General features: G+C 40.2%; 26 protein-coding genes. 8 read left to right on the top strand and 18 right to left on the bottom strand.

Annotation, left to right across the window (positions count from 1 at the left end; genetic code table 11):
• Window positions 1-78 precede the first annotated feature (78 nt).
• A complete protein-coding gene (gene rfaJ / locus EAL44_RS01680) occupies window positions 79-1173 on the top strand; it encodes an HP0159 family lipopolysaccharide 1,6-glucosyltransferase (protein WP_121074164.1) in 1095 nt (364 codons plus the stop codon).
• A 4-nt stretch (window positions 1174-1177) separates the two neighbouring features.
• Here rfaJ and EAL44_RS01675 read toward each other — a convergent pair whose 3' ends face one another.
• From EAL44_RS01675 to recA, 6 genes are read right to left on the bottom strand one after another with little or no spacing between them, the layout of a single operon-like run.
• Window positions 1178-2134, bottom strand: coding sequence for a PDC sensor domain-containing protein (locus EAL44_RS01675; RefSeq protein WP_000952263.1), 957 nt, complete (start codon window positions 2132-2134; stop codon window positions 1178-1180).
• A 21-nt stretch (window positions 2135-2155) separates the two neighbouring features.
• Complete coding sequence (locus tag EAL44_RS01670) at window positions 2156-2644, bottom strand: shikimate kinase (RefSeq protein WP_078245749.1); 489 nt, start codon at window positions 2642-2644, stop codon at window positions 2156-2158.
• Between the two features lie 4 nt (window positions 2645-2648).
• Complete coding sequence (locus EAL44_RS01665) at window positions 2649-3245, bottom strand: AMIN domain-containing protein (RefSeq protein WP_025447172.1); 597 nt, start codon at window positions 3243-3245, stop codon at window positions 2649-2651.
• Window positions 3246-3261: 16 nt separating this feature from the next.
• On the bottom strand, window positions 3262-3537 hold the full coding sequence (locus EAL44_RS01660; RefSeq protein WP_000146224.1) for a hypothetical protein: 276 nt from the start codon (window positions 3535-3537) through the stop codon (window positions 3262-3264).
• Entirely contained in the window at window positions 3530-4810 is a 1281-nt protein-coding gene (gene eno / locus EAL44_RS01655; protein WP_121074001.1) for a phosphopyruvate hydratase, read from the bottom strand. Before eno ends, EAL44_RS01660 begins: the two co-directional genes overlap by 8 nt.
• A gap of 11 nt (window positions 4811-4821) precedes the next feature.
• Window positions 4822-5865: a recombinase RecA gene (recA, locus tag EAL44_RS01650; protein WP_000952108.1), complete on the bottom strand. Its 1044-nt coding sequence runs from the start codon at window positions 5863-5865 to the stop codon at window positions 4822-4824.
• A 97-nt stretch (window positions 5866-5962) separates the two neighbouring features.
• Here recA and EAL44_RS01645 point away from each other — a divergent pair, with 97 nt between their 5' ends.
• Complete coding sequence (locus tag EAL44_RS01645; RefSeq protein ID WP_121073998.1) at window positions 5963-6826, top strand: menaquinone biosynthesis family protein; 864 nt, start codon at window positions 5963-5965, stop codon at window positions 6824-6826.
• Here the strand turns inward: EAL44_RS01645 and EAL44_RS01640 are convergent.
• From EAL44_RS01640 to ccoN, 8 genes are all read right to left on the bottom strand, one after another.
• Complete coding sequence (locus EAL44_RS01640) at window positions 6823-7590, bottom strand: hypothetical protein (protein ID WP_121073995.1); 768 nt, start codon at window positions 7588-7590, stop codon at window positions 6823-6825. The two genes, EAL44_RS01645 and EAL44_RS01640, sit on opposite strands and share 4 nt — an antisense overlap.
• 88 nt (window positions 7591-7678) lie before the next feature.
• A complete protein-coding gene (locus tag EAL44_RS01635; RefSeq protein WP_121073992.1) occupies window positions 7679-8260 on the bottom strand; it encodes a hypothetical protein in 582 nt (193 codons plus the stop codon).
• 12 nt (window positions 8261-8272) lie between these two features.
• Complete coding sequence (locus EAL44_RS01630) at window positions 8273-8860, bottom strand: hypothetical protein (RefSeq protein WP_121073990.1); 588 nt, start codon at window positions 8858-8860, stop codon at window positions 8273-8275.
• Between the two features lie 100 nt (window positions 8861-8960).
• Window positions 8961-9167 (bottom strand): DUF4006 family protein, encoded by a 207-nt coding sequence (locus EAL44_RS01625; RefSeq protein WP_000670518.1) that lies wholly within the window; start codon window positions 9165-9167, stop codon window positions 8961-8963.
• A gap of 10 nt (window positions 9168-9177) precedes the next feature.
• Window positions 9178-10056: a cytochrome-c oxidase, cbb3-type subunit III gene (gene ccoP, locus EAL44_RS01620; RefSeq protein ID WP_121073987.1), complete on the bottom strand. Its 879-nt coding sequence runs from the start codon at window positions 10054-10056 to the stop codon at window positions 9178-9180.
• A gap of 1 nt (window position 10057) precedes the next feature.
• Window positions 10058-10276, bottom strand: a complete 219-nt coding sequence (locus EAL44_RS01615; protein WP_001879413.1) for a cytochrome c oxidase, cbb3-type, CcoQ subunit — start codon at window positions 10274-10276, stop codon at window positions 10058-10060.
• A gap of 10 nt (window positions 10277-10286) precedes the next feature.
• Entirely contained in the window at window positions 10287-10985 is a 699-nt protein-coding gene (gene ccoO, locus EAL44_RS01610) for a cytochrome-c oxidase, cbb3-type subunit II (RefSeq protein ID WP_121073984.1), read from the bottom strand.
• A 12-nt stretch (window positions 10986-10997) separates the two neighbouring features.
• Window positions 10998-12464, bottom strand: a complete 1467-nt coding sequence (gene ccoN, locus EAL44_RS01605) for a cytochrome-c oxidase, cbb3-type subunit I (protein WP_121073981.1) — start codon at window positions 12462-12464, stop codon at window positions 10998-11000.
• Between the two features lie 168 nt (window positions 12465-12632).
• Here ccoN and EAL44_RS01600 point away from each other — a divergent pair, with 168 nt between their 5' ends.
• Both EAL44_RS01600 and EAL44_RS01595 read left to right on the top strand, forming a co-directional pair.
• Entirely contained in the window at window positions 12633-14081 is a 1449-nt protein-coding gene (locus EAL44_RS01600; protein ID WP_121073978.1) for a DASS family sodium-coupled anion symporter, read from the top strand.
• Window positions 14082-15068: an adenine-specific DNA glycosylase gene (locus EAL44_RS01595; protein ID WP_121073975.1), complete on the top strand. Its 987-nt coding sequence runs from the start codon at window positions 14082-14084 to the stop codon at window positions 15066-15068.
• Between the two features lie 23 nt (window positions 15069-15091).
• Here EAL44_RS01595 and EAL44_RS01590 read toward each other — a convergent pair whose 3' ends face one another.
• Both EAL44_RS01590 and EAL44_RS01585 read right to left on the bottom strand, forming a co-directional pair.
• A complete protein-coding gene (locus tag EAL44_RS01590) occupies window positions 15092-16747 on the bottom strand; it encodes an L-lactate permease (protein WP_121073972.1) in 1656 nt (551 codons plus the stop codon).
• A 48-nt stretch (window positions 16748-16795) separates the two neighbouring features.
• On the bottom strand, window positions 16796-18445 hold the full coding sequence (locus EAL44_RS01585; protein ID WP_121073969.1) for an L-lactate permease: 1650 nt from the start codon (window positions 18443-18445) through the stop codon (window positions 16796-16798).
• Between the two features lie 220 nt (window positions 18446-18665).
• Between EAL44_RS01585 and EAL44_RS01580 the strand changes: the two genes are divergently transcribed.
• The 4 genes from EAL44_RS01580 to EAL44_RS01565 are packed head-to-tail and all read left to right on the top strand — an operon-like array spanning window position 18666 to window position 21964.
• Window positions 18666-19394: a (Fe-S)-binding protein gene (locus EAL44_RS01580; protein WP_078249827.1), complete on the top strand. Its 729-nt coding sequence runs from the start codon at window positions 18666-18668 to the stop codon at window positions 19392-19394.
• Window positions 19395-19422: 28 nt separating this feature from the next.
• Window positions 19423-20868 carry a LutB/LldF family L-lactate oxidation iron-sulfur protein gene (locus EAL44_RS01575; RefSeq protein WP_121073966.1) on the top strand — a complete coding sequence of 482 codons (1446 nt, stop codon included), beginning with the start codon at window positions 19423-19425 and terminating at the stop codon, window positions 20866-20868.
• Window positions 20861-21496, top strand: coding sequence for a LutC/YkgG family protein (locus EAL44_RS01570; protein ID WP_053574858.1), 636 nt, complete (start codon window positions 20861-20863; stop codon window positions 21494-21496). Before EAL44_RS01575 ends, EAL44_RS01570 begins: the two co-directional genes overlap by 8 nt.
• A 9-nt stretch (window positions 21497-21505) precedes the next feature.
• Window positions 21506-21964: a peroxiredoxin gene (locus EAL44_RS01565; protein WP_000412952.1), complete on the top strand. Its 459-nt coding sequence runs from the start codon at window positions 21506-21508 to the stop codon at window positions 21962-21964.
• A gap of 233 nt (window positions 21965-22197) precedes the next feature.
• Here the strand turns inward: EAL44_RS01565 and EAL44_RS08065 are convergent, their stop codons facing one another.
• Both EAL44_RS08065 and EAL44_RS01550 read right to left on the bottom strand, forming a co-directional pair.
• The gene (locus EAL44_RS08065; protein ID WP_001222899.1) at window positions 22198-22332 is read right to left on the bottom strand and encodes an HP0135 family lipoprotein; all 135 of its coding nucleotides are present in this window, start codon (window positions 22330-22332) and stop codon (window positions 22198-22200) included.
• Between the two features lie 289 nt (window positions 22333-22621).
• Window positions 22622-23971 carry a class II 3-deoxy-7-phosphoheptulonate synthase gene (locus tag EAL44_RS01550; RefSeq protein ID WP_121073963.1) on the bottom strand — a complete coding sequence of 450 codons (1350 nt, stop codon included), beginning with the start codon at window positions 23969-23971 and terminating at the stop codon, window positions 22622-22624.
• Window positions 23972-24088: the final 117 nt, after the last annotated feature.

Genomic DNA, 24088 nt, shown 5'->3' with positions numbered 1-24088 from the left:
AGTATAATATTCAAAAAAATAAATTCAACTTTTAGATTAAATTTGATTAAAAAGCCTATTTTAGGGAAACCACTTAAAATGAGTATCATTATTCCTATTGTCATCGCCTTTGACAATCATTATGCCATCCCAGCTGGCGTGAGCCTGTATTCCATGCTAGCTTGCGCTAAAACAGAAAATCATAACAAAAAGTTATTTTATAAAATCCACTGCTTGGTGGATAATCTAAGCCTTGAAAACCAACAAAAATTAAAAGAAACTCTAGCCCCCTTTAGCGCTTTTGCGAGCGTGGATTTTTTAGACATTTCAACCCCTAATCTTTACACCACTTCAGTAGAACCCTCTGCGATTGATAAAATCCATGAAGCTTTTTTGCAACTCAATATTTACGCCAAGACTCGCTTTTCTAAAATGGTCATGTGCCGCTTGTTTTTGGCTTCTTTATTCCCACAATACGACAAAATCATCATGTTTGATGCGGACACTTTGTTTTTAAACGATGTGAGCGAAAGTTTTTTTATCCCGCTAGATGGCTATTATTTTGGAGCGGCTAAAGATTTTTCTTCTCCTAAAAACCTTAAACATTTTCAAACAGAAAGGGAGAGAGAGCCTCGCCAAAAATTTTCTCTCTATGAGCATTACCTTAAAGAAAAAGACATGAAAATCATTTGTGAAAACCACTATAATGTTGGGTTTTTAATCGTGAATTTAAAGCTATGGCGTGCTGATCATTTAGAAGATAAACTATTCAATTTAGCCCATCAAAAAGGCCAATGCGTGTTTTGCCCTGAACAGGATCTTTTAACGCTCGCATGCTATCAAAAAGTTTTACAATTACCTTATATTTACAACGCCCACCCTTTCATGGCCAATCAAAAACGCTTCATTCCTAACCAACAAGAAATCGTCATGCTGCATTTTTATTTTGTAGGAAAACCTTGGGTTTTACCCACTTTTTCATATTCTAAAGAATGGCATGAGACTCTTTTAAAAACCCCTTTTTATGCTGAATATTCCGTGAAATTCCTCAAACAAATGACAGAATGTTTAAGCCTTCAAGACAAACAAAAAACCTTTGAATTTCTTGCCCCCCTACTCAATAAAAAAACCCTTTTAGAATATGTTTTTTTTAGATTGAATAGGATTTTCAAACGCTTAAAAGAAAATTTTTAAACTCTTAGCGTTCTCGTTTGGGCAACACGCTATAAGCGAATTTAACATAAATCGCCAAACTGATCAAAAGCACTGCCACGCCGATAGCCAAATACACCGCATAAGTGATTTTATCCGGTTCGCTCACGCTGAATTTAAACACTAGCATTAACGCTTCAATGGCTAATGCGATAATAATAGAGCCTAAAAACCTGATCATCGTGCGGTGGATCGCATGGTGGTTGTCCCCGCTATTTTTACCCAAAACTTCCTCTTCAAAAATCGCCTTGACCAAATCAAAGGTGGCTAAGGCTAGGGTCAAAAGCACAATGGGGTGGAACACTTCTTTAATGTCAAAACTGCTAAAATTGACAATCGCTGTCCAAAAGCTAGAAATGCATTTCACAAATAAAAGCAACGACACTAAAGTGAGCATGATAGAAATCATAAAATACATGACCATGCTCCCTTCGCTAAAGGTCCTGAAATACTTTGAAGGCGAGCTGATTTCAATCGCCACTCTCAAAGGGATTTGCAAGCACACCACAAACGCTAGATCGTTATTTTGATCATACACCGGGTAAGACGCGCTCACTACTAAATGGTTTCCTTTTTTAGAAGGATAGGGGTCCGTTAAAATGCAACGCTTTTCACTCACGGCTTGATAAAAATAATACTTATCGCTAAAACTGGCATGCGATTCCAATTCAATCCCTTCTGTTAAATCATGCTCTAATATCCCCTCCTTATGCCCCTGCTCTTTAAGTTGGCTTGGCTTAAGAATTAGCATACCCTTAGCGTCTAACACAAAAAAATTTTTTGCCATTTTGATTTCAGCATGCATTTTTCTAATCTGTTTGTTTAAATAATCCAAAGTGATTTCAGGGAGGTGGTTGCGGATATTGTGCGAAAACAAATAAGTGAGATAAGCATATAGCTCGGTGCGGATCTTGGAATATTGGACAATGTCTCTACTTAACATCACAAGGCCTTTAAAAAAAATTTATGCGATGAATTGTAGCACTTGTTTTAAAGAATTATTTAAACCACCTCTTGCATCAATGATAAAGGAGGCGTTTTTTTCATAGAGGGCTTGGCGTTTTTCAAAAAGCTCTTTGGCTTGAGTGAGATTATTTAAAAGGGGGCGTTTTTCCCTTTCTTTTTGATTCAAACGCTTAATCAAGGTCTCAAAATCCATTTTGAGGTAAAAAGTTGTGCCTAAACCCTTAAGATTTTCATGCATCACAATGCCCCCACCGGTAGAAATGATATGGGGGGTTTTGAGCGTTTTTAATTCATCAATCAAATTTTTTTCAAACATCCTGAAATTGTCTTCGCCAAGCTCTTCAAAAATTTCTCTCACGCTCAAGCCCACCCTCTCGCTAATGATCATATCCGTATCCAACACTTCCAAATTCAAAGCCAGCCCCAATTCTTGCGCTAAAGAGCTTTTACCGCTCCCCATAAAACCGATTAAGACTAAATGCTGCATGCTTTTATTTCAATTGTAATTCATACGCCCCGTTTTTTTCTTCCAAAAGATAGCGGTATTTCCCGTCTAAAATGAGCGTGATGCGGTAATAATCTTTGTGCGTGCCGACTTTAATGTGAGAAAAAAACTTCTGGTTTAAATCCCTATTTTGATAAATATCCAACGGGCCTTTTTGCGTGTCTAACACGATTCTATAAGGATTGACTAGCACAAAAGAGCGCAAAATTTTATAAGGGGAACGCAAGATCATCGTGTTGTTTGCCATTAAAAAATCAAAATCTTGGATCTGGTAGCGTTTTTCAAAGGCGTCTTGATTAAGGGTGTGTTGGGAGAGCTTTAAAGGGTAATGCCAATCAATGCTTTTATCAATGCCCACGACTTTGGAATGGATAGAGCCATCAATATCTTGGTAAGTGAGCGTGATTTGTTTTAAAATCCTAGCGCTCGTGGGCAAATCCACATGGATTTCTTTAAAATAGCTGTCATAGATCCCATTAAAGCCCCCTTGCAAATTCTTGGAATTGATTTCAGGCTCAAAAGGGTTGTCTCTGGCTAATAAGACGCTTAAAACCACCACCAAACCTATCATCTTTTTTAACACTACCATTTCCTTAAATCTAATCTCTAGGCCGTAATTCCCTCAACTCAAACAAACGCTTTTGCAAGCGCACATTCTTGCTTTGCAATTCGGTGATTTCTTGTTGCAATCGTTCATGCTTGTCTCTTAAATCCAAATAGACTTCTAAAGAAGAACCCCCAAAAAGCAACTTCCCTAAATAATACCCAAACCCAAGCAGTAAGAGGAAAAAGACAATAAGGGAGCTATGGCTATAAAAAAAATCTCGCGCTTTGTTGTCTTTGATTCCATCGTTTTCAAAAAGGCCACTAGCCATGCTTAAACAACTCTTTACCAATATAAATCCCCCCTTTTAATTCATGCTCAATCTCTAAAAGGCGGTTGTATTTGGCGATCCTTTCACTCCTTGCGGTGGATCCGGTTTTGATTTCTCCCGTATTCAATGCGACGGCAAAATCAGCGATAAAGCTGTCCTCACTCTCCCCGCTTCTATGGCTCATCACGCATTGATAGGCATGGTGTTTGGCTAATCTTATGGTCTCTAAAGTCTCACTAATGGTGCCGATTTGATTGGGTTTGATCAAAATCGCGTTCGCAATGTTTTTTTCAATGCCTTTTTGTAAAATGCTTGCGTTCGTTACAAACAAATCATCGCCCACTAATTGGATTTGACGCCCTAATTCCTTGCTCAAAAACGCCCAACCCTCCCAATCGTCTTCGCTCAAACCATCTTCAATGGATACAATCGGGTATTTTGCCACCAACTCTTTGTAATAAGCCACTAATTCATGCGAATCTAAAATCTTATTTTCACCCTTTAAATGGTAATTAAAATTTCCATCCACTAACTCACTGCTCGCAACATCTAAAGCGAGCGCTATTTCTTCGCCTAATTTATAGCCGGCTTTTTCAATGGCTTGAGAAATGATTTCAAGGGGTTCTACATTGTTGTTAAAATTAGGCGCAAAACCCCCCTCATCGCCCACGCTTGTGAGCTGATTCTTTTCATCTAAAAGTTTTTTAAGCGTGTGATAGACTTCCGCGCTCGCTCTTAAGGCTTCTTTAAAACTTTCAAACTCTAAAGGCATGATCATGTATTCTTGAAAGTCTATAGAATTATTCGCATGCGATCCGCCATTGATGATATTGAGCATTGGCACCGGCAAAGTCAGAGCGTTAGCCCCCCCTAAATAGCGGTATAATGGCAGATTTAAAGCCTTCGCGCTAGCCCTTGCTAACGCCATAGAAACGCCCAAAACAGCGTTCGCCCCTAAATTAGCGTAATTAGGCGTGCCATCCAAAGCCCTTAACCTCTCATCCACAAAGGCTTGATTGATCGCTTCAAGCCCTATCAAATGGTGTTTGATCACGCTATTGACATTTTCGCATGCCCTTAAAACCCCTTTACCCAAAAAACGGGTTTTATCGTTATCCCTTAATTCTAACGCTTCTCTTTTACCGGTGCTCGCCCCGCTAGGCACAATCGCGCTCGCCTTAGTGTTATCGCTTAAAATCACGCTGGCTTGAATGGTAGGATTGCCCCTACTATCCATCACTTCTAAAGCATGAATATCTTTAATGGTTAGCATCAAAATCCTTTTTATTCCATTTCTTCTAAAGGCTCATCGGGTAAGGGCATGATCTCTTCATTAGAGCCAATACTCTCTTTAATCTTAAGAGTGATTTCATCCGCTAGGGCTTTATCTTCTTTCAATAAGGCTTTAGCGTTTTCTCGGCCTTGCCCTAGCTTTTTATCCTGGTAGCTAAGCCATGCCCCGCTCTTATCCACAATGTCTAATTTCACGCCGTAATCAATGATTTCGCCCTCTTTAGAAATCCCTTCCCCAAACATGATGTCAAATTCCGCTTCTCTAAAGGGTGGAGCGACTTTATTTTTAACGACTTTGGCTTTAGCCCTGTTGCCAATATGCTGTTCGTTTTGTTTTAAAGCCGCAATCCTTCTAATATCAATCCTAACGCTCGCATAGAATTTTAAGGCATTACCCCCGGTTGTGGTCTCGGGACTCCCATAACCCATCATGCCAATCTTCATTCTGATTTGATTGATAAAAATGAGAGTGGTGTTCATCTTGTGCAAGACACCGGTGATTTTTCTTAACGCATGACTCATAAGCCTTGCTTGCAAGCCCACATGCTGATCGCCCATATCCCCATCAATCTCCGCTTTAGGCGTAAGAGCTGCCACCGAATCCACCACCACTAAATCAATCCCTCCGCTTCTGGTGATCGTTTCTAAAATCTCTAAAGCTTCTTCGCCCGTGCTTGGTTGGGAAACGAGTAGATTTTCCGTATCCACGCCCAATCTCTTAGCATAATACACATCTAGGGCATGCTCAGCGTCAATGAACGCGCACACGCCGCCATTTTTTTGGCATTCTGCAATAATATGCAAGCTTAAAGTGGTCTTCCCGCTTGACTCTGGCCCATAAATTTCAATGATCCTGCCCTTTGGAACGCCCCCAATCCCTAAAGCCAGATCCAATCCTAACGAGCCTGTAGAAATAGCGTCAATCTTTTCTACTTGCTTATCCCCAAGGCGCACCAACGCCCCCTTACCAAAAACCTTATCAATTTGTTTGATCGCTAAAGAAATCGCTTTTTGTTTGTCTTCATCTATTGCCATAAATCACCTTATTGAATTTGATTTGTTTATTCTATCAAATCCTAGCCTAAAATCTATTATAATAAAAGGACTTACCCTATCACAAAAGGATTTTACTTTGATTAGTGTCGCTCATAGCCCTGATGCTGATGATATTTTCATGTATTATGCGATTAAGTTTGGCTGGATAGATTGCCCCATTAAAAATAAAACGTTCCACAACATTGCTTTGGATATTGAAACCCTAAACCAAGAAGCCCTAAAAAACACTTATGATGTGAGCGCGATTAGTTTCGGGCTATACCCTAAAATTGCGAACGATTACGCCTTGCTCCCTACAGCGACGAGCTTTGGGAATGGCTATGGGCCTAAATTAGTGAAAAAAAAGGGCGTGAAATTGAAAAAAGATTTTAGAGTCGCATTGAGTGGGGAACACACCACAAACGCTCTCTTGTTTAAGATCTATTACAAACATGCGCGCATCGCTTACATGAATTTTTTAGACATTGAAAAAGCGGTTTTGGAAGATAAAGTGCATGCGGGCGTGCTCATCCATGAAAATATCTTGGATTTCCATAGTGAATTAGAAGTGGAAAAAGAATTGTGGGATGTTTGGCAAGAACTCATTGAAGTGGATTTGCCCCTGCCTTTAGGAGGCATGGCAATTAGGCGCTCTATCCCTTTGTATCGCGCGATTTTGATTAAAAAGGCTTTGATTAAAGCGGTTGAAGCCGCTTTAAAACACCAAAATTTGCTCTCTAGCATGCTGTTAGAGCGCTCGCTCATTCGTGTCAATAAAGAGCGGTTACAAACTTATTTAAGCTTGTATGCGAATGAAACTTCAACGCGCTTAAGCGAGGTTCAAATTCTCGCCATAGACAAGCTTTTTGAATTAGGCTATCAGCATGGGTTTTATGCTAGTTTGTTAAAGACTAAAGATTGCTTGCTCACTGATGAGTATTTAAAATACCGCTTTTCTTAATCCAATTCTAATTTATGCGTGAGCAAGTAACGGATCACCCCATACAATAAAAGGATTTTTAAAAAATCCACCCCCCATAAAAGATAGTATTTATTTTCTTGTAATTCTTGTTGTTGCAAGAAATAATAAAACCCCTCATTGATGCTTAAACTAGAGCTCATTAAGGGCAGTAACGAATTGAACGCTAATTCCAAAACAACCCCCACCAAAATGAATAACAGCCCTCCTAGTAAAAAACGCGCTTTTTTGATCCTAGCAGCGTTTAAAACGCTCAAAACAAATAAAAATTTCATTAAAACAAGCCCTAAAAACAGCGCAACGCCTATAGTTTTAGTGGGTTTTAACGCAAAGGTTTTTAAAGCGGTGTGCAAGATAAACAGCACGCTGGATTGCGCGTTAAAAAGATAATAGCCCAAACGCACGCTCGCCACAAACCAGAACAAACTGAAGATAAAAAACACCATGGGGAGCAAGATTTTAGGGAGCAATAAAGATTCTAAACTAACGGGTAAAGAAAAGCTTAAAACCCCCCTTTTAGAAAAAAGCGTGTTGAGGTTTTTGATCGCTCCCACACTGATTGCAATCAGTAAAAACGCCCCCAAGACAAAAAAAAGCGTGTAGCTTAAAGTGAGCATGGTCGTTTCTTCAGCGCCTTGAGAGGAAAAACAAACCGCTAAAATAGTGAGCGTTATTAAAAAATTCCCCACAACAACATTCCCTAATTGCCCCAAAGCATCATGTTTAAAAACTTTTAAAAAACCCATACCTTATTATATCCATTTGGATAGAAAATTCAGGCTTTTTTAATGATTGAGTGCCAATAAAAAACGCTAAAGGCATTTTTTAAACGCGCTACTTTAAAAAAGCCAGTTGCTCCAAAATCAATTCTTCTTTATTTTTAAAAACAAATTTAAAAAGGATCTTATAGCGCCCCCTTTTATCGCTCTCTAACAAATCAAATTTTAAAGGTTCGCATGCGATCTTACAATCAAGCGTTCCTAATAATCTAGGCTGTGATTGGCTGGGATAAAACGCTAAATACACTTGAATATTTGGCGCATCTAAAGCGGGTTTGAGCGGTTGCAATTGCGCATAAAGCGTGTTGGATTTTTCCAGAATCAAAGCGTTTTTTAAAAGGTTTTCTTGGAGTTTTTTATCCCCATGCGTGCCTTTAGAAAAATAGGGTAAAATGGGGGTTTTAGGGCTTTTAATAAGGGGCTTTAAACCCACTAAAAAACGATAATTGGATTTAAAGTTTTCATAAGTTTTAAGCATAGCGTTAAAGTTTAAATCCACTTCATTATGCCCTTTGAAATACACTAAATCGTTTTTAGGCGAATTTTTTAGGGCAAACACCACCAAAAACACCACGATCCCAAGCCCAAAAATGAGCACGCTCATGATCCCTAAAGGCCAAAAGTTTTTTTCTTTCATTGATTTTCCCTCTTAAGATTTTCTAAAAAAATAAAGCCCCAAAAACGCGCCTAAAAGCGTCAATAACAAAATATAAAGGACCACCTTTACAAAAGTTACTCCCTTAGGAGCGTTAAAATTTTGCGCGATATTCACATGATATTTTTCCGCTAAAGCATCCACGGCGACCGAATAGCCGTTAATGAGCATGGCTGAAATCCTTTGGGGCGTGTATTCTTTAGCGTTTGTGGGGAGTAAGGGAGCGATTTTTTCAAAAAAAATTTTATCAGTATCCAACAAATCTTTAGGGTTAGCCACTAATTCTATTTTTTGAGCGTCATGGTAAAAAAAGAATACCACAAAAGGGGGTTTGAGCTGTTTTAAAAAGCCCTCTTGATACTTTTGGCGTTCATTTTTAGCCGCCAAAGCGATAGGATTTTTTTCAAAATCCGTCATATCAATCGCAAAACGCACGCCCGTTTTAAGATAAAGCTCTTTAGAAACGCCCTCTACAAACAGAACGCTTTTTTCTACCAAACGCCCTTTAGCGTTATTAAAAACATAGGACTCATTAGCCCCCAAACAACAAACAAAGGCTATTACAAGCCATAAGATTCTCATGTGCTAAACAAAAACAAGTTAGGCACAAAAGAAATAACAATTGTCATTAAAATGGTCGCTACTACCATTAAGGCTAAGATTTTTTCTAAAGTCGTGAATTTCATTTTTTACTCCCTTGATTGACTAATTCATAGTTAGCCCGGTTTTGGGTGTTTTTTGTCTCTAAAGCGTTAATATCCTTATAGCGGTAATAATTGGTGGCTTGCTCTTTTTGGATATGGATCGCTTTGAGTGCAAAAAAAACGACCACACACAATAAGATAACCACAATCAGTAAATTCCCTGCTAATCCGTTTAAAAATTTCATCTCTTTTCCTTTAATCTTCTAAGGGTTTTAGCGATTGGATAAATTCGGCTAACGCTTTAACTTGCAAATCGCTAAAGTTTTTATACTTGAATGATGGCATATGCCCTATATTGCCCTTTTTGCCATGCGTTAAGATATTTCTTAAAAAACTTTCTGTGCCGTAAGTGGTCAAATCGGCCGCAAACACTTGATTTTCTTGCAAGCCCTTACCATCATTGCCATGACAGCCTGTGCAACCCATGCTTTCAAACAATTCCTTGCCTTTATCAATGAGTTGAGGGTTTTTTGTCTTTTTAACGCCAGAAAGTTCTGCCATCACATAGCTTGCGATCGCTTTAGCGTCTTTTTCGTCCAATTCCATAGCGGGCATTTCCCCAGCGAGATAATCCATGCCCTTAGAGCCATGCTTAATGGTGTCCATAATGCCCTCTTCTTTACCCCAGCGCACCAGATTTTGAGCGCTCCCATGCAAGCCCTCAGCAGTGATACCATGGCATTGCGAACAATGGACTAAAAAGATGCCTTGACCCATATCCACTAATTCCTTTTGACCCAAATGCTTCCATTTGGCCTCAAATTTTTGGTTGTGCGCTTTAACCTCTTCGTTGTATTGCCCGATTTGAGAAAAACTATTCAGCGGATACCCAAAGAAAAAATACCAAAAGGCCCACACAATCGTGCACATAAAGCTTGCGATCCAGCCTACTGGCACATTATTAGCGAACTCCCCTATCCCATCAAACAAATGCCCATTTTCCATGAGCTCCCCTTGGGATTTGCTGTCGCGCATTTCTTTAATGAGCGAACTGGATTCATAGATGGTTAAAACTAAAATCACAAGCGCTGCAATCAAACCAAAAACATTTATATGGTCGTTTAAAAAATCCATTTCAACTTTCCTTTATGCCCTTATCATGAACTTTTTTATGGCGTGGTTCAATCAACTCGTCTTCTAAAGCATCATTTAACGCTAAATACCCGTATCGCTCATAATCCACGACGCCCTTTTTTTGCTTTCTATACATGCTAAAAATATAAGCGTACAAAAAGAGCGTAAAAAGAATGGTAAAAAACGCATACGCAAAACCTCTCAAACTTTCTAAATCCATCATTCACCCCTTATTTAGCATTTTGATTAGCGTTGATCCTGGAATTACCCAAGCTGTTCAAATAAGCGATCAAAGCCACGATTTCTAACACTTCGCCTCTTTGAATGGCGTCTAGCACCCTCTTGTCTTTCATGTCGGCTGTGATTTTTTTAGCTTCTTCTAAATAGGCTTTTTTCGCTTCTTCTATATTCCCTAATTTCACGCCGTTTTCGGTGTCATAAGGCACGCCAAAAACCTTTTTTTGCGTCAAAGCTTCCGCATAAGCGGTGTCAAAATCGCTCTTTTTGATGAATAAATGCTTATAGGCGGGCATGATGCTGTGTGGCACAACGCTTTTAGGATCCAGCATGTGCTTTTCATGCCAATCGGTTGTGCGATAATCCCCCACCCTGTGTAAATCAGGGCCAATCCTTTTAGAACCCCACAAAAATGGCCTATCATACGCATATTCCCCACTCAAACTATACGCGCCATATCGATCCACCTCAGCTTGGAAAGGGCGAATGAGTTGGGAATGGCAATGATAGCAACCTTCTTGGATATAAATTTGCCTCCCTGCTGTCTCTAAAACCGTATAAGGCCGTAAGCCTTCAATCGGGCGAGCGGATTTAAAAAAGTTGGGCAAAATCTCCACCAAGCCTGCGATCGCAAACACAAAAATAAACGCAAGAGTGAAAAAGAACGGGTTTTTCTCTAAAAAACTAAACATTTCCAACCTCCCCTATCTAGACATAGGCGTGGCGTAATTGGGCTCACGCTCTAATTTTTTGCCTGCCGTGATTGTCATAAAAATATTGTAGGCAAAAATAATAAATCCAATAAAATACATAAGACCCCCAACGCCTCTAATATTGTAATAAGGGATTAACACCTTAACCGTGTCAATGAACTGGTAAGTGAGATTCCCATACTGATCCACATCCCTCCACATCATCCCTTGCGTGATCCCTGCAATCCACATGGACGAAAAATAAAGCACAATCCCTAAAGTCATGATCCAAAATTGGAAATCCACAAGCCTGCCTGAATAAATCTCTCTTTTGAAAAGCCTAGGCGTCATGTGATACATGCTCGCAATCAAAGTGAATCCTACCCACCCAAGCACGCCGTCATGCACATGCCCAATGATCCAATCGGTAAAATGCGCTAAGGCGTTCACGCTTTTGATCGCTTGAATAGAGCCTTCTAAAGTGGAAAGCATGTAGAAAGTTGAAGCTAAAACTAAGAACTTAATCAAAGGGCTTTCTTTGAGCTGGTGCCACTGACCCCTCATCGTTAAAAGCATGTTAATAGCTGTCCCCCACGAAGGCAAGATCAACACCACTGAAAACACACTAGAAAGGGTTTGCACCCAATCAGGCACGGTGGAATAAATCAAATGGTGCCCGCCCGCCCAAATATAAACAAACATCAAGCTCCAAAAGGAAAACAAAGTGAGTTTGTAAGAAAAGATAGGCTGACCGCTCTCTTTAGGCAAGAAATAATAAATCGTGCCAATCACCCCACTCGTAAAGACAAAAGCGACCGCATTATGCCCCCACCACCATTGAATGAGCGCATCATTACTGCCTGAATACATAGAAATAGAATGCCAAACACTCCCCATATCAGCGACAAAATAGGTGGGGATAGAAAGGTTATTGAATATATACATCACCGCTATACCCACATAAGTAGCGATGTAATACCATAAAGACACATAAATGGTATTCTCTCTCCTAACGCTCATGCTCCCAAACATATTAACCCCCCATAGCACCCATGCCACAACCACAATAATATCTAAAGGCCACATCAATTCAGCGTATTCTTTAGATTGAGTAAGACCAGCAAACAGGCTAATGACCGCCAAAACTAAAAGAAGAATCCAAAGCCAAAAATGCAATAACCCTACAATTTTCAAAAAGGGGTGTTGGTAATAAGTGATTTTAAGCACCCTTTGACCGATATAATACCAACTCGCCCAAATCCCCCCAAGAGTGAAACCATAGATCACCGCATTGGTGTGTAAGGGGCGCAAGCGGCCAAAAACGCCATACTCCCCTGCAATGTAATTCAAACTAGGGAAGGATAACTCAAAGGCTAACACGATCCCTATTAACATGCCTATTATCCCAAAGCCAACCATCGCATAAAGAAACAATTTGCTAATGGAATAATCATAACTCAAAGGCACATTTTCTTGCATGCAATACTCCTATTTGTAGTAAATTCAACAAAGACAAACATAATTATAAAATTTTATCTTTTCAAAAAGCTTAATTTTTAATCTTTTTCTGTAACATTGTAATAACTTAATCCCATTTGAATGGCATTTTTAAGCCAAATTGCTACTATCTTTGGCTAAAGGTTAAACATGATTAAACAAATTCTCACCATTCTTGCCCCTTTTTTTATCGCAACGCTGTTGTATTTTTTAGGCGCACCGGACGGGCTAAACCCTAACGCATGGCTTTATTTTTGTATTTTCATGGGCATGATTATAGGGCTAATTCTAGAGCCGGTGCCATCAGGTTTGATAGCGTTGAGCGCGTTAGTGTTGTGTATAGCGTTAAAAATTGGAGCGAGCGGTGAGGTAGCGAGTGCTAATAAAGCCATTTCTTGGGGTTTGAGCGGGTATGCGAACAAAACGGTGTGGCTTGTGTTTGTCGCTTTTATTTTGGGGTTAGGGTATGAAAAAAGCTTGTTAGGGAAACGGATCGCTCTTTTGCTCATTAGGTTTTTAGGGCAAACCCCTTTAGGTTTAGGCTATGCGATTGGTTTGAGCGAATTGTGTTTAGCCCCCTTTATCCCTAGCAATTCCGCTAGAAGTGGGGGTATACTCTATCCCATCGTTTCTTCTATCCCGCCCTTAATGGGTTCTACTCCCAATAATAACCCTGACAAAATCGGCGCGTATTTGATGTGGGTCGCTTTGGCTTCAACTTGCATCACTTCGTCCATGTTTTTAACCGCGCTCGCTCCTAACCCCCTAGCAATGGAGATCGCTACCAAAATGGGGGTGAATGAAATCTCATGGTTTTCGTGGTTTTTAGCGTTCTTGCCTTGTGGGGTGCTTTTGATCTTACTCGTGCCTTTATTAGCGTATAAAACCTGCAAACCCACCTTAAAAGGCTCAAAAGAAGTGAGTTTGTGGGCTAAAAAAGAATTAGAGGGCATGGGGAGGTTTTCCTTGAAAGAAATTTTAATGCTCAGCCTCACTTTATTGGCTTTATTAGGTTGGATTTTTGGCAAATCTTTAGGCTTGCATGCGAGCGCGACGGCTTTGATTGTCATGGTTTTAATGGCGTTTTGTAAGATTGTAAGTTATGAAGACATCATTAAAAACAAGAGCGCGTTTAACATTTTTTTATTGCTAGGATCGTTACTCACGATGGCTGGCGGGCTTAAAAATGTGGGTTTTTTAAATTTTATCGGCAATGCGGCTCAAAATTTTTTAGAGCATGCTAACTTGGATCCGTTAATAGCGGTATTGTTTATTGTAGCCTTATTCTATCTGTCGCACTATTTTTTCGCTAGCATCACCGCTCATGTGAGCGCGTTATTCGCGCTTTTTGTAGGGATTGGTTCGCATATTCAAGGGGTCAATTTGCAAGAATTGAGCTTGTTTTTAATGCTTTCTTTAGGGATTATGGGGATCTTAACGCCCTATGGCACAGGCCCATCCACCATTTATTACGGGAGCGGGTATATTCAAAGCAAGGATTTTTGGAAATGGGGGTTTATTTTTGGCTTTTTGTATTTAATCGTGTTTTTAAGCGTGTGCGCACCTTGGGTCAAATTCATCGCTTACAGGTGGTTGTAGTTGAAAACTTTACACAACGCCCTTTTAAAATGGTATGAAGAATGTGGGCGAAAGGATTTACCTTTTAGGAATTTAAAAGGCATTAACGCCCCTTATGAAGTCTATATCAGCGAAGTGATGAGCCAACAAACCCAAATCAACACGGTAGTTGAGCATTTTTATTCCCCTTTTTTAGAAGCTTTCCCCACTTTAAAAGACTTAGCGAACGCTCCATTAGAAGAGGTTTTATTGCTCTGGCGAGGGCTTGGTTATTATTCAAGGGCTAAAAATTTAAAAAAAAGCGCTGAAATTTGCATGAAAGAACACCACTCACAACTACCTAATGACTATCAAAGCCTGTTAAAACTCCCTGGGATTGGCGTATACACGGCTAATGCGATCTTGTGTTTTGGTTTTAGAGAAAAGAGTGCATGCGTGGACGCTAATATCAAGCGCGTGCTTTTAAGGCTTTTTGGTTTGGATCCTAATATCCACGCTAAAGACTTACAAATTAAAGCGAATGACTTTCTCAATCCTAATGAAAGCTTTAATCATAACCAAGCCCTAATTGATCTAGGGGCTTTAATCTGCTCCCCTAAACCCAAATGCGCGATTTGCCCTTTCAATCCTTATTGTTTAGGTAAAAACCACCTAGAAAAACACACGCTTAAGAAAAAACAAGCAATCATTCAAGAAGAGCGTTATTTGGGCGTTGTGATTAAAAATAACCAAATCGCTTTAGAAAAAATAGAGCAAAAACTCTATTTGGGGATGCACCATTTTCCTAACTTAAAAGAAAATTTAGAATGCAAACTCCCCTTTTTAGGCACTATCAAACACAGCCACACTAAATTCAAGCTCCATTTAAACCTCCATTCAGCTGCGATAAAGGATCTAAAAAACCCCGTTCGTTTTTATAGCCTTAAAGACTTAGAAACTTTACCCATAAGCTCTATGACGCTTAAAATCTTGCATTTTTTAAAACAAAAAAATTTATTTGGGGGTTAAACCCTGCCAAATCTAAAATGGCTCTACTTTATCGCAGGCACCACTTCAGGGATCAAATACGCAATCGCGCTGATCACAACTCCCATGATCGCTACAAAAATAAGGGAGTATTTAACCGTGAATTTGAACAAATCGCTCTCTTTCCCGGCTAACCCCACTGCCGCGCAAGCGATAGCGATGCTTTGAGGGCTTATCATCTTGCCCAAAGTCCCACCCACAGTATTAGCCGTTAGGGTTAAAACCTCAGGGAGATGCAATCGTTGGGCGGTGAGTTGCTGTAAAGAGCCAAACAAAAGATTGGAACTCGTATCGCTCCCGGTTAAAAACACGCCTACCCACCCGATCAAGGGCGAGAAAAAAGTAAAAGCCAAACCCGTATGGGTGAGCGCTAAGGCTAGAGTGGAAGAAATCCCGCTGTAATTAGACACATAGGCAAAGCTTAAGACTAAGCCAATGGTGAGAATGGGGTAACGCATTTCTTTTAAAGTCTCGCCAAAAACGCTCACTGCATCGCTCACTCGCACCCTTAAAACGAGCATGCTAATAAGAGCGGCTAAAAAAATGGAAGTGCCAACCGTGTTGATTAAGAGAAATTTAAACACCACAGGAAAACTCACGCTTTGATTGGCTTCTACAAAAGGCGGGCTTTTAAAGATATGGTTGCTGATGTTATTAAATTCAAAATAAAAATTAGAAAAAGCTAACAAGCCGTCTTTTTCAAATAACGCTTTAAAAAAAGGCTGTATCCATAACACAATCACTAAAACCAAAATCACAAAAGGAGACCAAGCGACATAGATCTTACAAATATGATGGTTACTCTTAGTGAATGAGACCGCTTTGCCGTCGCTTCTAAAAATCGCTTTAGGCTGCCAAAATTTCAAAAAGAGCGCTGTTGCAACGAGTGAAACAAGGGCTGAAATAATACCGGGCAATTCTGGCCCTAAATAATTAGAGCTTAAAAATTGCGCGCCAGCGAAAGAAAAAGCCGCGATAAAAACGGCCGGAAAAGTTTCTTTAATCCCTTTAAAGCCATCCATTAAAAACACGATAAAAAACGGCACCAACAAGCTCACAAAAAAGAGGATTTTACCCGTCATGGCTGAAATTAAAATCGCTGGCACCCCTACCGCGCTCGCCATCGCGCTTATAGGGATGCCCACCGCGCCAAAGGCTACAGGAGCGGTATTAGCGATCAAACATAACCCGGCAGAATACAAAGGGCTCAACCCTAAGCCCACTAAAATCGCCGCTGTGATGGCAATAGGCCCTCCAAAGCCGATCGCCCCTTCTAAAAACGAGCCAAAACAAAAGCCAATCAAAATCACTAAAATCCTGTGATCTAAAGTGATGGACTGGACGCTTTCTTTTAAGATTTCAAAATAGCCGGATTTAACGCTGAGTTTGTATAAAAAAATCGCCGCAATAATAATCCATGCGATCGGCCATAAGCCATAGAGGAAGCCATAAAGAAAGCTTGAACCCACCATGCTAACAGGCATTTTATACACTAAAACCGCAATAATGGCTGACAAGGCCACGCTCAAAAAGGCCGCTGCATAACCTTTGAGTTTAAAAACCATTAAAGATAAGAAAAATAACAAGATCGGCAATAACGCCACAAGAGCGCTCAGCCAAATATTACCCAAAGGGTCATAAACTTGATGAAATTCTGACACTAAAAATCCCTTTAAAAAATATTCTCTTACTCCCCTAAACCCCCTCCATTAAGTAGGAGTAACTGGAATAATAAAGGGGAAGACATAAGCAATAAGAGTGAAGACAATCCCCATGATGATTGCCAAAGCGATAGAGTATTTTACTGTAAATCTAAACAATTCACTCTCTTTCCCCACTAACCCCACCGCCGCGCAAGCGATAGCGATACTTTGAGGGCTTATCATTTTACCCACAACGCCCCCTGAAGTGTTGGCCGCTAAGAAAAGCACTTCAGGCAAGCCAAGCTGTGTAGCGATGAGCATTTGCAAAGAACCAAATAAAAGATTAGAACTCGTATCGCTTCCGGTTAAAAACACCCCAAGCCAGCCTACAACAGGCGAAAAGAAAGTGAAAACATGCCCAGTATCCGCTAGCGCTAAAGCGAGCGTGGCGCTCATGCCGCTATAATTAGCCACATATGCGAACGCTAAAACCACGCCAATGGTTAAAATCGGCAAACGCATTTCTTTTAAAGTAGCCCCAAACACCCCTATCGCATCGCTGATTTTCACGCGCAACAAAAACACGCTCAAAATGGCGGCTAAAAAGATGGAAGTACCTGTCGTTAAGATTAAAGGGAGTTTGAACACGACAGGAAAATTGGTCGCTTCAGTAACAATGGGAACGGTTTTAAAAATCTTTTGACTGATAGAATCAAATTCAAACGCAAAGCTAGAAAACGCCAAAGCCCCGCCTTCTTTAAAGAGTGCTTTAAACCAGGGTTGTGTCCATATGATAATCGTAATCGTGAGCAACACAAAGGGCATCCACGCCACAACCACCTTACAAATATGGTGTTTTTCTGTGCCAATCGTGGGCTCTTTGCCGTTGCTGGTGAAAATGTGTTTGGGCTGCCAGAATTTTAAAAATAAAGTGGTAGCAATCAATGACACTAAAGCTGAAATAATATCCGGAAGCTGCGGCCCTAGATAATTAGAGCTTAAAAATTGCGCGATAGCAAAGCTAAAGCCCGTAACGGCCACTGCAGGAAAGGTTTCTCTAATCCCTCTAAAACCATCCATTAAAAACACGATGAAAAAAGGAATACCAATGGAAAAAATGGGTAACACCCTACCCACCATTTGAGAAATCTCTAATTCAGGGATACCCACCACGCTAGCCATCGCCGTGATAGGGATACCCACCGCGCCAAAGGCTACAGGAGCGGTGTTAGCGATCAAACACAACCCGGCAGCGTATAAGGGGTTTAGCCCAAGGCCCACTAAAATCGCTGCTGTGATCGCTACCGGGCCTCCAAAACCAATCGCGCCTTCTAAGAACGAGCCAAAACAAAACCCGATCAAAATCACTAAAATGCGGTGATCCGGCGTCAAACTTAAAATGCTTTCTTTTAAAATCTCAAAATACCCGGATTTCACTGAAAGGTTGTAAAGAAAAATCGCAGCGATCACAATCCATGCGATCGGCCACAAGCCATAAAGAAAGCCATAGAAAAAACTCGCGCTCACCATTTGAGCGGGCATTTTATACACAAATAACGCAATAATGATTGAAAGCGCTAAGCTTAAAAACCCAGCGCTATACCCTTTAAGTTTAAAAACAATAAGAGAAATAAAAAAGAGCGCAATAGGCGAAAGTGCGACTAAAGCGCTCAGCCAAATATGGCCTAATGGGTCATAGACTTGATAAAATTCCATCAATTTTCCTTGAATAATTAAAAGTATTTTTTTATCTTACTTAAAAGAAAAAACTAATTTTAAGTAGCATTTAATATTAAGTCAAATTTAATGGGTTTGTGGTTTATTTTAGTAACAATGTTTGAGCGAGTGGGTTGATCAACTTGTGATTACAATCTTACTAATTTTGAGTATTATATTGTGTTTGAAACTCTTAATTTGGAATTTTAAGGAGCCTTCTTTGAAAGTCAATTTCTTTGCTACTTGTCTAGGGACAGCCATATACAGCAACGCATCGCTTAACGCTATCAAATTACTCCGTAAGGAAAATTTGGAAGTGGTTTTTAAAAAAGATCAGACATGTTGCGGCCAGCCAAGCTACAACTCAGGATACTATGAAGAGACAAAAAAAGTCGTTTTATACAATATCAAGCTTTATTCCAATAACGACTACCCTATTATTTTGCCTAGCGGTTCATGCACAGGGATGATGCGGCATGATTATTTGGAATTGTTTGAAGGGCATGCGGAATTTAACATGGTTAAAGATTTTTGCTCTAGGGTGTATGAATTGAGCGAGTTTTTGGATAAAAAATTGCAAGTCAAATATGAAGATAAGGGCGAACCCCTTAAAATCACATGGCATTCTAATTGCCATGCCTTAAGGGTGGCTAAAGTGATTGACTCAGCAAAAAACCTCATCAGACAGCTTAAAAATGTGGAACTCATTGAATTGGAAAAAGAAGAAGAATGTTGCGGGTTTGGGGGGACTTTTTCAGTCAAAGAGCCTGAAATTTCAGCGGTTATGGTTAAAGAAAAGATTAAAGATATAGAGAGCCGTCATGTGGATGTGATTGTTTCAGCGGATGCTGGGTGTTTGATGAATATCAGCACCGCTATGCAAAAAATGGGCTCTTTGACAAAACCCATGCATTTTTATGACTTTTTAGCCTCAAGGCTTGGGCTTTAACATTAAAGAATTGTTTTAAGGAATAATCATGGAAAAATATCACAGCGACCAAGAATACGAAGAAATCATCACCGACCAATTAAGCGATACGCAATTAAGGGAGAATTTGCGTTCTGCAATGGATACCTTAAGGGCTAATCGTAAGAATTTGATTAAAAATCGTTACAGCGAATGGGAAAATTTAAGGGAATTGGGCAAAGAAGTCAAGCTTAAAATCTTATCCAGGCTTGATGAGTATTTGGAATTGTTTGAAAAAAACGCCACTCAAAACGGCTTTAAAATCCATTACGCTAAAGACGGCGATGAAGCTAATGAAATCATTTATAATCTCGCTAAAGAAAAGAATATCAAGCACATTTTAAAGCAAAAATCCATGGCGAGCGAAGAAATCGGCTTGAACCATTACTTGAAAGAAAAAGGCATTCAAGCGCAAGAAACGGATTTGGGCGAATTGATTATCCAGCTCATTAATGAACACCCTGTGCATATTGTCGTGCCAGCTATCCATAAAAACCGCAAGCAAATCGGTAAGATTTTTGAAGAAAAACTCAACGCCGCTTATGAAGAAGAGCCTGAAAAGCTCAATGCGATCGCCAGAAAGCACATGCGCAAAGAATTTGAAAGCTTTAAAATGGGGATTAGCGGGGTTAATTTCGCTATCGCTAATGAGGGGGCGATCTGGTTAGTGGAAAATGAGGGTAATGGGAGAATGAGCACCACCGCATGCGATGTGCATGTCGCTATTTGCGGGATTGAAAAATTAGTAGAAAGCTTTGATGATGCGGCGATTTTAAACAATTTGCTCGCTCCGAGCGCTGTGGGTGTGCCTATCACTTGCTATCAAAACATCATCACAGGCCCTAGAAAAAACGACGATTTAGACGGCCCTAAAGAAGCCCACATCATTTTATTAGACAACAACCGCTCTAATATTTTGGCTGATGAAAAGTATTACCGCGCCCTTTCATGCATCCGTTGTGGGACTTGTTTGAACCACTGCCCTGTGTATGATAAAATCGGTGGGCATGCCTATCTTTCTACTTATCCTGGCCCTATAGGCGTGGTGGTATCCCCCCAACTCTTTGGCTTGAATAATTACGGGCATATCCCTAATTTGTGCAGTCTTTGCGGGCGTTGCACTGAAGTATGCCCCGTAGAAATCCCTTTAGCCGAACTCATTAGGGATTTACGAGCCGATAAAGCGGGCGAGGGCAGAGGCGTGGTCAAGGGGGCTAAAAGCACCCAACACAGCGGGATGGAAAAATTCTCTATGAAAATGTTTGCTAAAATGGCAAGCGATGGGGCTAAGTGGCGTTTCCAATTGAAAATGGCTCAATTTTTCTCGCCTTTAGGCAAGCTTTTAGCCCCCATACTGCCTTTAGTCAAAGAGTGGGCGAGCGTGAGAACCTTACCCAATATGGACACGAGTTTGCATGCCAAAGTCCAACACTTAGAAGGGGTGATTTATGAGTAAAGAGCTTATTTTAAAGCGCATTAAAGAAGCCAGAGCCAAGCATGCCATTCAAGGAGCAAACCCTATTTACAGAAATATCATTAAAGTGGAGTTTGAAGACTTAGTGGAAGAATACAAGCATTTCCAAGTGTTGAATAAAGCTGAAGTCATTGAAAGCGCTAAAGAAAATTTAGAGCAAGCCATTTTAAAGGCTTTAGAAAATTTTCAAAGCAAAAAAGTCTTACACTCTACGGATTTAAATTTGAATTTTGAAGCGTTTAAGGATTTCACTTTACAGCCCTATGACAAAGAAATTGAAGCGATGCGTGAAGAGTTGTTTGAGATTGATACGGCTTTATTGCATGGGGTTTGTGGGATTTCAAGCTTGGGCATGATTGGGGCGGTTTCTTCGCATGCAAGCCCACGGTTGCTTTCGCTCATCACCCTTAATTGCATTATCCTATTGAAAAAAGAATCCATTGTGCGCAATTTGAGTGAAGGCGTGCAAGCTTTAAAAAATCAAGGCCAAAACGGCGCATTACCCACAAACATGCTCCTTATTGGCGGGCCTAGCCGGACAGCTGACATTGAATTGAAAACCGTTTTTGGGGTGCATGGGCCTCAAAAAGTCGCTGTCATTCTCTATTAAAGGATAAGAATGGAAAAATTAGAAGTAGGGCAATTAGCCCCTGATTTTAGATTGAAAAACAGCGATGGCGTAGAAATTTCTTTAAAAGATTTGCTCCATAAAAAAGTGGTGCTGTATTTCTACCCTAAAGACAACACCCCCGGATGCACCTTAGAAGCCAAAGACTTTAGCGCTCTGTTTAGTGAATTTGAAAAGAAAAACGCTGTTGTCGTAGGCGTAAGCCCTGATAACGCGCAATCGCATCAAAAATTTATCAGCCAATGCTCTTTGAATGTGATTTTGCTCTGCGATGAAGATAAAAAAGCCGCCAATCTTTACAAAGCTTATGGCAAACGCATGCTTTATGGGAAAGAGCATTTGGGGATTATCCGCTCCACTTTCATTATCAACACGCAAGGCGTTTTAGAAAAATGTTTCTACAATGTCAAAGCCAAAGGCCATGCTCAAAAGGTTTTAGAGAGTTTGTAGTTTAACTTTCAAGCTTTCGCCCATTTTAATTTTAAGCTTTTTAGCTACTCTCTTTCTTTTAAAAACTTGTTTTTTAAACTCCGTTTTAGTTTGATAACAAACTTCCATAAGGGATAGGGGGTGTTTTGAAATCATTCCCCCCACAACCCTAAGATCGCTTTACAAGAAACCACCACTCGCTAGCTTTTTGATTGTGTTATTTTAAAAACGCTTTTGAGTATTTTTACAATTTTTTATTTTTGTTCAGGTTGCCAAATGGTTTTTTCTGAAGGGGTGCTATCGGCTTCGTTTTGTAAAATTTGTTTTTTAGTTTCGTGGCAAGCCACAAACAATAATGCTAAAATTACAGCTAAAAGAGAAATTCTCATTTCAAGCTCCTTTGAATATTAAAATGCTTACGATAATTATAAAGAAAAAGAGTTAAAAAAAGATTAATATTTGGCTCTGTTTTCATCAAATGTCGGCACTCAAAACCTTATTTAACCTTATTATCCTTTAATTTTTAAAACTTTATTTTACACAAAACTCATTCTCTTAAGGGGATAACTGGGGTATTTTGAAATAACTCCCCCCCTACAACCCCCAACTAAATCCCCCTATAGAGCGCATTACAAGAAACGACCGCTTGACTAAAGCCTCTTATTATCTTGATTTCAATCAAGCGCGTTGTTTTTTAAGCATGTCAGCGATTAAAAAAGCGAGTTCTAAGGCTTGAGTGGCGTTTAATCTTGGATCGCATTGCGTATAGTAATGGCAGCTCAAACCCTCTTCGGTGATCGCTTGCGAGCCGCCGATACATTCTGTAACATTCTCACCCGTCATTTCCAAATGAACCCCTGAAGCCAAACTCCCTTCAGCCCTATGGATTTCAAAAAAGCTTTTCACTTCATCTAATACGCTATCAAAAGCCCTTGTTTTAACCCCCAAGCTGGTTTTAACCGTGTTGCCATGCATGGGATCAATGCTCCATAAAATATGGCGTTTTTCTTTCAACACCCCTTGTAAAAGTTTAGGCAAACGCTCTTTAATCATCTTAGAACCCATGCGCACGATCAAATTCAAACGCCCTTTAAGGTTGTGCGGGTTTAAAACATCGCACAATTCTAACACTTCGCTCGCGCTCGCATTAGGCCCGATTTTCACGCCAATAGGGTTACAAACCCCCCTTAAAAACTCCACATGCGCACCCTTAGGATCTCTTGTCCTTTCGCCAATCCACAGCATGTGCGCAGAGCAGTCATAAAACTGGTTAGTCAAACTATCCTTACGCACCAAAGGCTCTTCATAATGGAGCAGTAACGCTTCGTGGCTCGTGTAAAACTCCACTTCCCTAAGAATAGGCGTTTTTTCTATCTCCACCCCGCATGCTCGCATAAACCCTAAAGCTTGCGTGATCCGGTCAGCGATTTGCTGGTATTTTTGCCCAAAATCGTTGTTTTTGACAAAATCCAAATTGAAACGATGCACTTGCTCTAAATTGGCTAACCCGCCTTGAGCAAAGGCTCTGATAAGGTTTAAAGTCGCTACGCTTTGATGGTAGGCTTTAAGCATTCTTTCAGGCTTTGGCTCTCTTTCTTTTTTGGAAATCCCATTGATAATATCCCCTCTGTAACTCAACACTTCTTCATTATCTAGCATTTCAGTCGCATTAGAGCGAGGCTTGGCAAATTGCCCGGCAATGCGCCCCACTTTTACAATCGGTATAGAACCAGCAAAAGTTAAGACAATCGCCATTTGCATCATCACTTTAAACATGTCTCTAATTCGGTTAGCGCTAAATTGAGAAAACGACTCCGCGCAATCGCCCCCTTGCAACAAAAACGCCTTATTATCAATGACTTGGGCTAATCGCTCTTGCAAATTCCTCGCTTCGCCAGCAAACACTAAGGGAGGGTAGGAGTGCAATTCTTTTTTGACCCTTTCTAATTCTTGCTTATCTTTGTAAGTGGGGTGTTGCTCTATTTTAAAAGAATGCCATGAAGTGGGCGACCAGGTTGTGTTTGACATTTCTATAATCCTTTATTAATCTTTTTTTAAGCGTTATTATAGCTTGTGCGGGTTAAATCGTGGATTTTAGGGAATAAATGCGTGCCCAAAACCACCCCTTAATCTCAAAAAACCCCA

The organism is Helicobacter pylori, assembly GCF_003637685.1.
Taxonomy (GTDB): Bacteria; Campylobacterota; Campylobacteria; order Campylobacterales; family Helicobacteraceae; genus Helicobacter; species Helicobacter pylori_CJ.
The sequence above is the reverse complement of the archived record's forward strand: the minus strand, read 5'-3'. Positions and strand labels throughout refer to the sequence as shown.

Coding starts and splice junctions, on each gene's coding strand:
- rfaJ (WP_121074164.1), top strand. CDS start 79: ATGAGTATCATTATTCCTATTGTCATCGCCTTTGACAATCATTATGCC.
- EAL44_RS01565 (WP_000412952.1), top strand. CDS start 21,506: ATGGAAAAATTAGAAGTAGGGCAATTAGCCCCTGATTTTAGATTGAAA.
- ccoP (WP_121073987.1), bottom strand. CDS start 10,056: ATGGATTTTTTAAACGACCATATAAATGTTTTTGGTTTGATTGCAGCG.
- ccoO (WP_121073984.1), bottom strand. CDS start 10,985: ATGTTTAGTTTTTTAGAGAAAAACCCGTTCTTTTTCACTCTTGCGTTT.
- EAL44_RS01570 (WP_053574858.1), top strand. CDS start 20,861: ATGAGTAAAGAGCTTATTTTAAAGCGCATTAAAGAAGCCAGAGCCAAG.
- EAL44_RS01630 (WP_121073990.1), bottom strand. CDS start 8,860: ATGAGAATCTTATGGCTTGTAATAGCCTTTGTTTGTTGTTTGGGGGCT.
- EAL44_RS01615 (WP_001879413.1), bottom strand. CDS start 10,276: ATGGATTTAGAAAGTTTGAGAGGTTTTGCGTATGCGTTTTTTACCATT.
- EAL44_RS01640 (WP_121073995.1), bottom strand. CDS start 7,590: ATGGGTTTTTTAAAAGTTTTTAAACATGATGCTTTGGGGCAATTAGGG.
- EAL44_RS01675 (WP_000952263.1), bottom strand. CDS start 2,134: ATGTTAAGTAGAGACATTGTCCAATATTCCAAGATCCGCACCGAGCTA.
- EAL44_RS01585 (WP_121073969.1), bottom strand. CDS start 18,445: ATGGAATTTTATCAAGTCTATGACCCATTAGGCCATATTTGGCTGAGC.
- EAL44_RS01600 (WP_121073978.1), top strand. CDS start 12,633: ATGATTAAACAAATTCTCACCATTCTTGCCCCTTTTTTTATCGCAACG.
- EAL44_RS01625 (WP_000670518.1), bottom strand. CDS start 9,167: ATGAAATTTTTAAACGGATTAGCAGGGAATTTACTGATTGTGGTTATC.
- eno (WP_121074001.1), bottom strand. CDS start 4,810: ATGCTAACCATTAAAGATATTCATGCTTTAGAAGTGATGGATAGTAGG.
- EAL44_RS01660 (WP_000146224.1), bottom strand. CDS start 3,537: ATGGCTAGTGGCCTTTTTGAAAACGATGGAATCAAAGACAACAAAGCG.
- EAL44_RS01670 (WP_078245749.1), bottom strand. CDS start 2,644: ATGCAGCATTTAGTCTTAATCGGTTTTATGGGGAGCGGTAAAAGCTCT.
- ccoN (WP_121073981.1), bottom strand. CDS start 12,464: ATGCAAGAAAATGTGCCTTTGAGTTATGATTATTCCATTAGCAAATTG.
- EAL44_RS01635 (WP_121073992.1), bottom strand. CDS start 8,260: ATGAAAGAAAAAAACTTTTGGCCTTTAGGGATCATGAGCGTGCTCATT.
- EAL44_RS08065 (WP_001222899.1), bottom strand. CDS start 22,332: ATGAGAATTTCTCTTTTAGCTGTAATTTTAGCATTATTGTTTGTGGCT.
- recA (WP_000952108.1), bottom strand. CDS start 5,865: ATGGCAATAGATGAAGACAAACAAAAAGCGATTTCTTTAGCGATCAAA.
- EAL44_RS01575 (WP_121073966.1), top strand. CDS start 19,423: ATGGAAAAATATCACAGCGACCAAGAATACGAAGAAATCATCACCGAC.
- EAL44_RS01550 (WP_121073963.1), bottom strand. CDS start 23,971: ATGTCAAACACAACCTGGTCGCCCACTTCATGGCATTCTTTTAAAATA.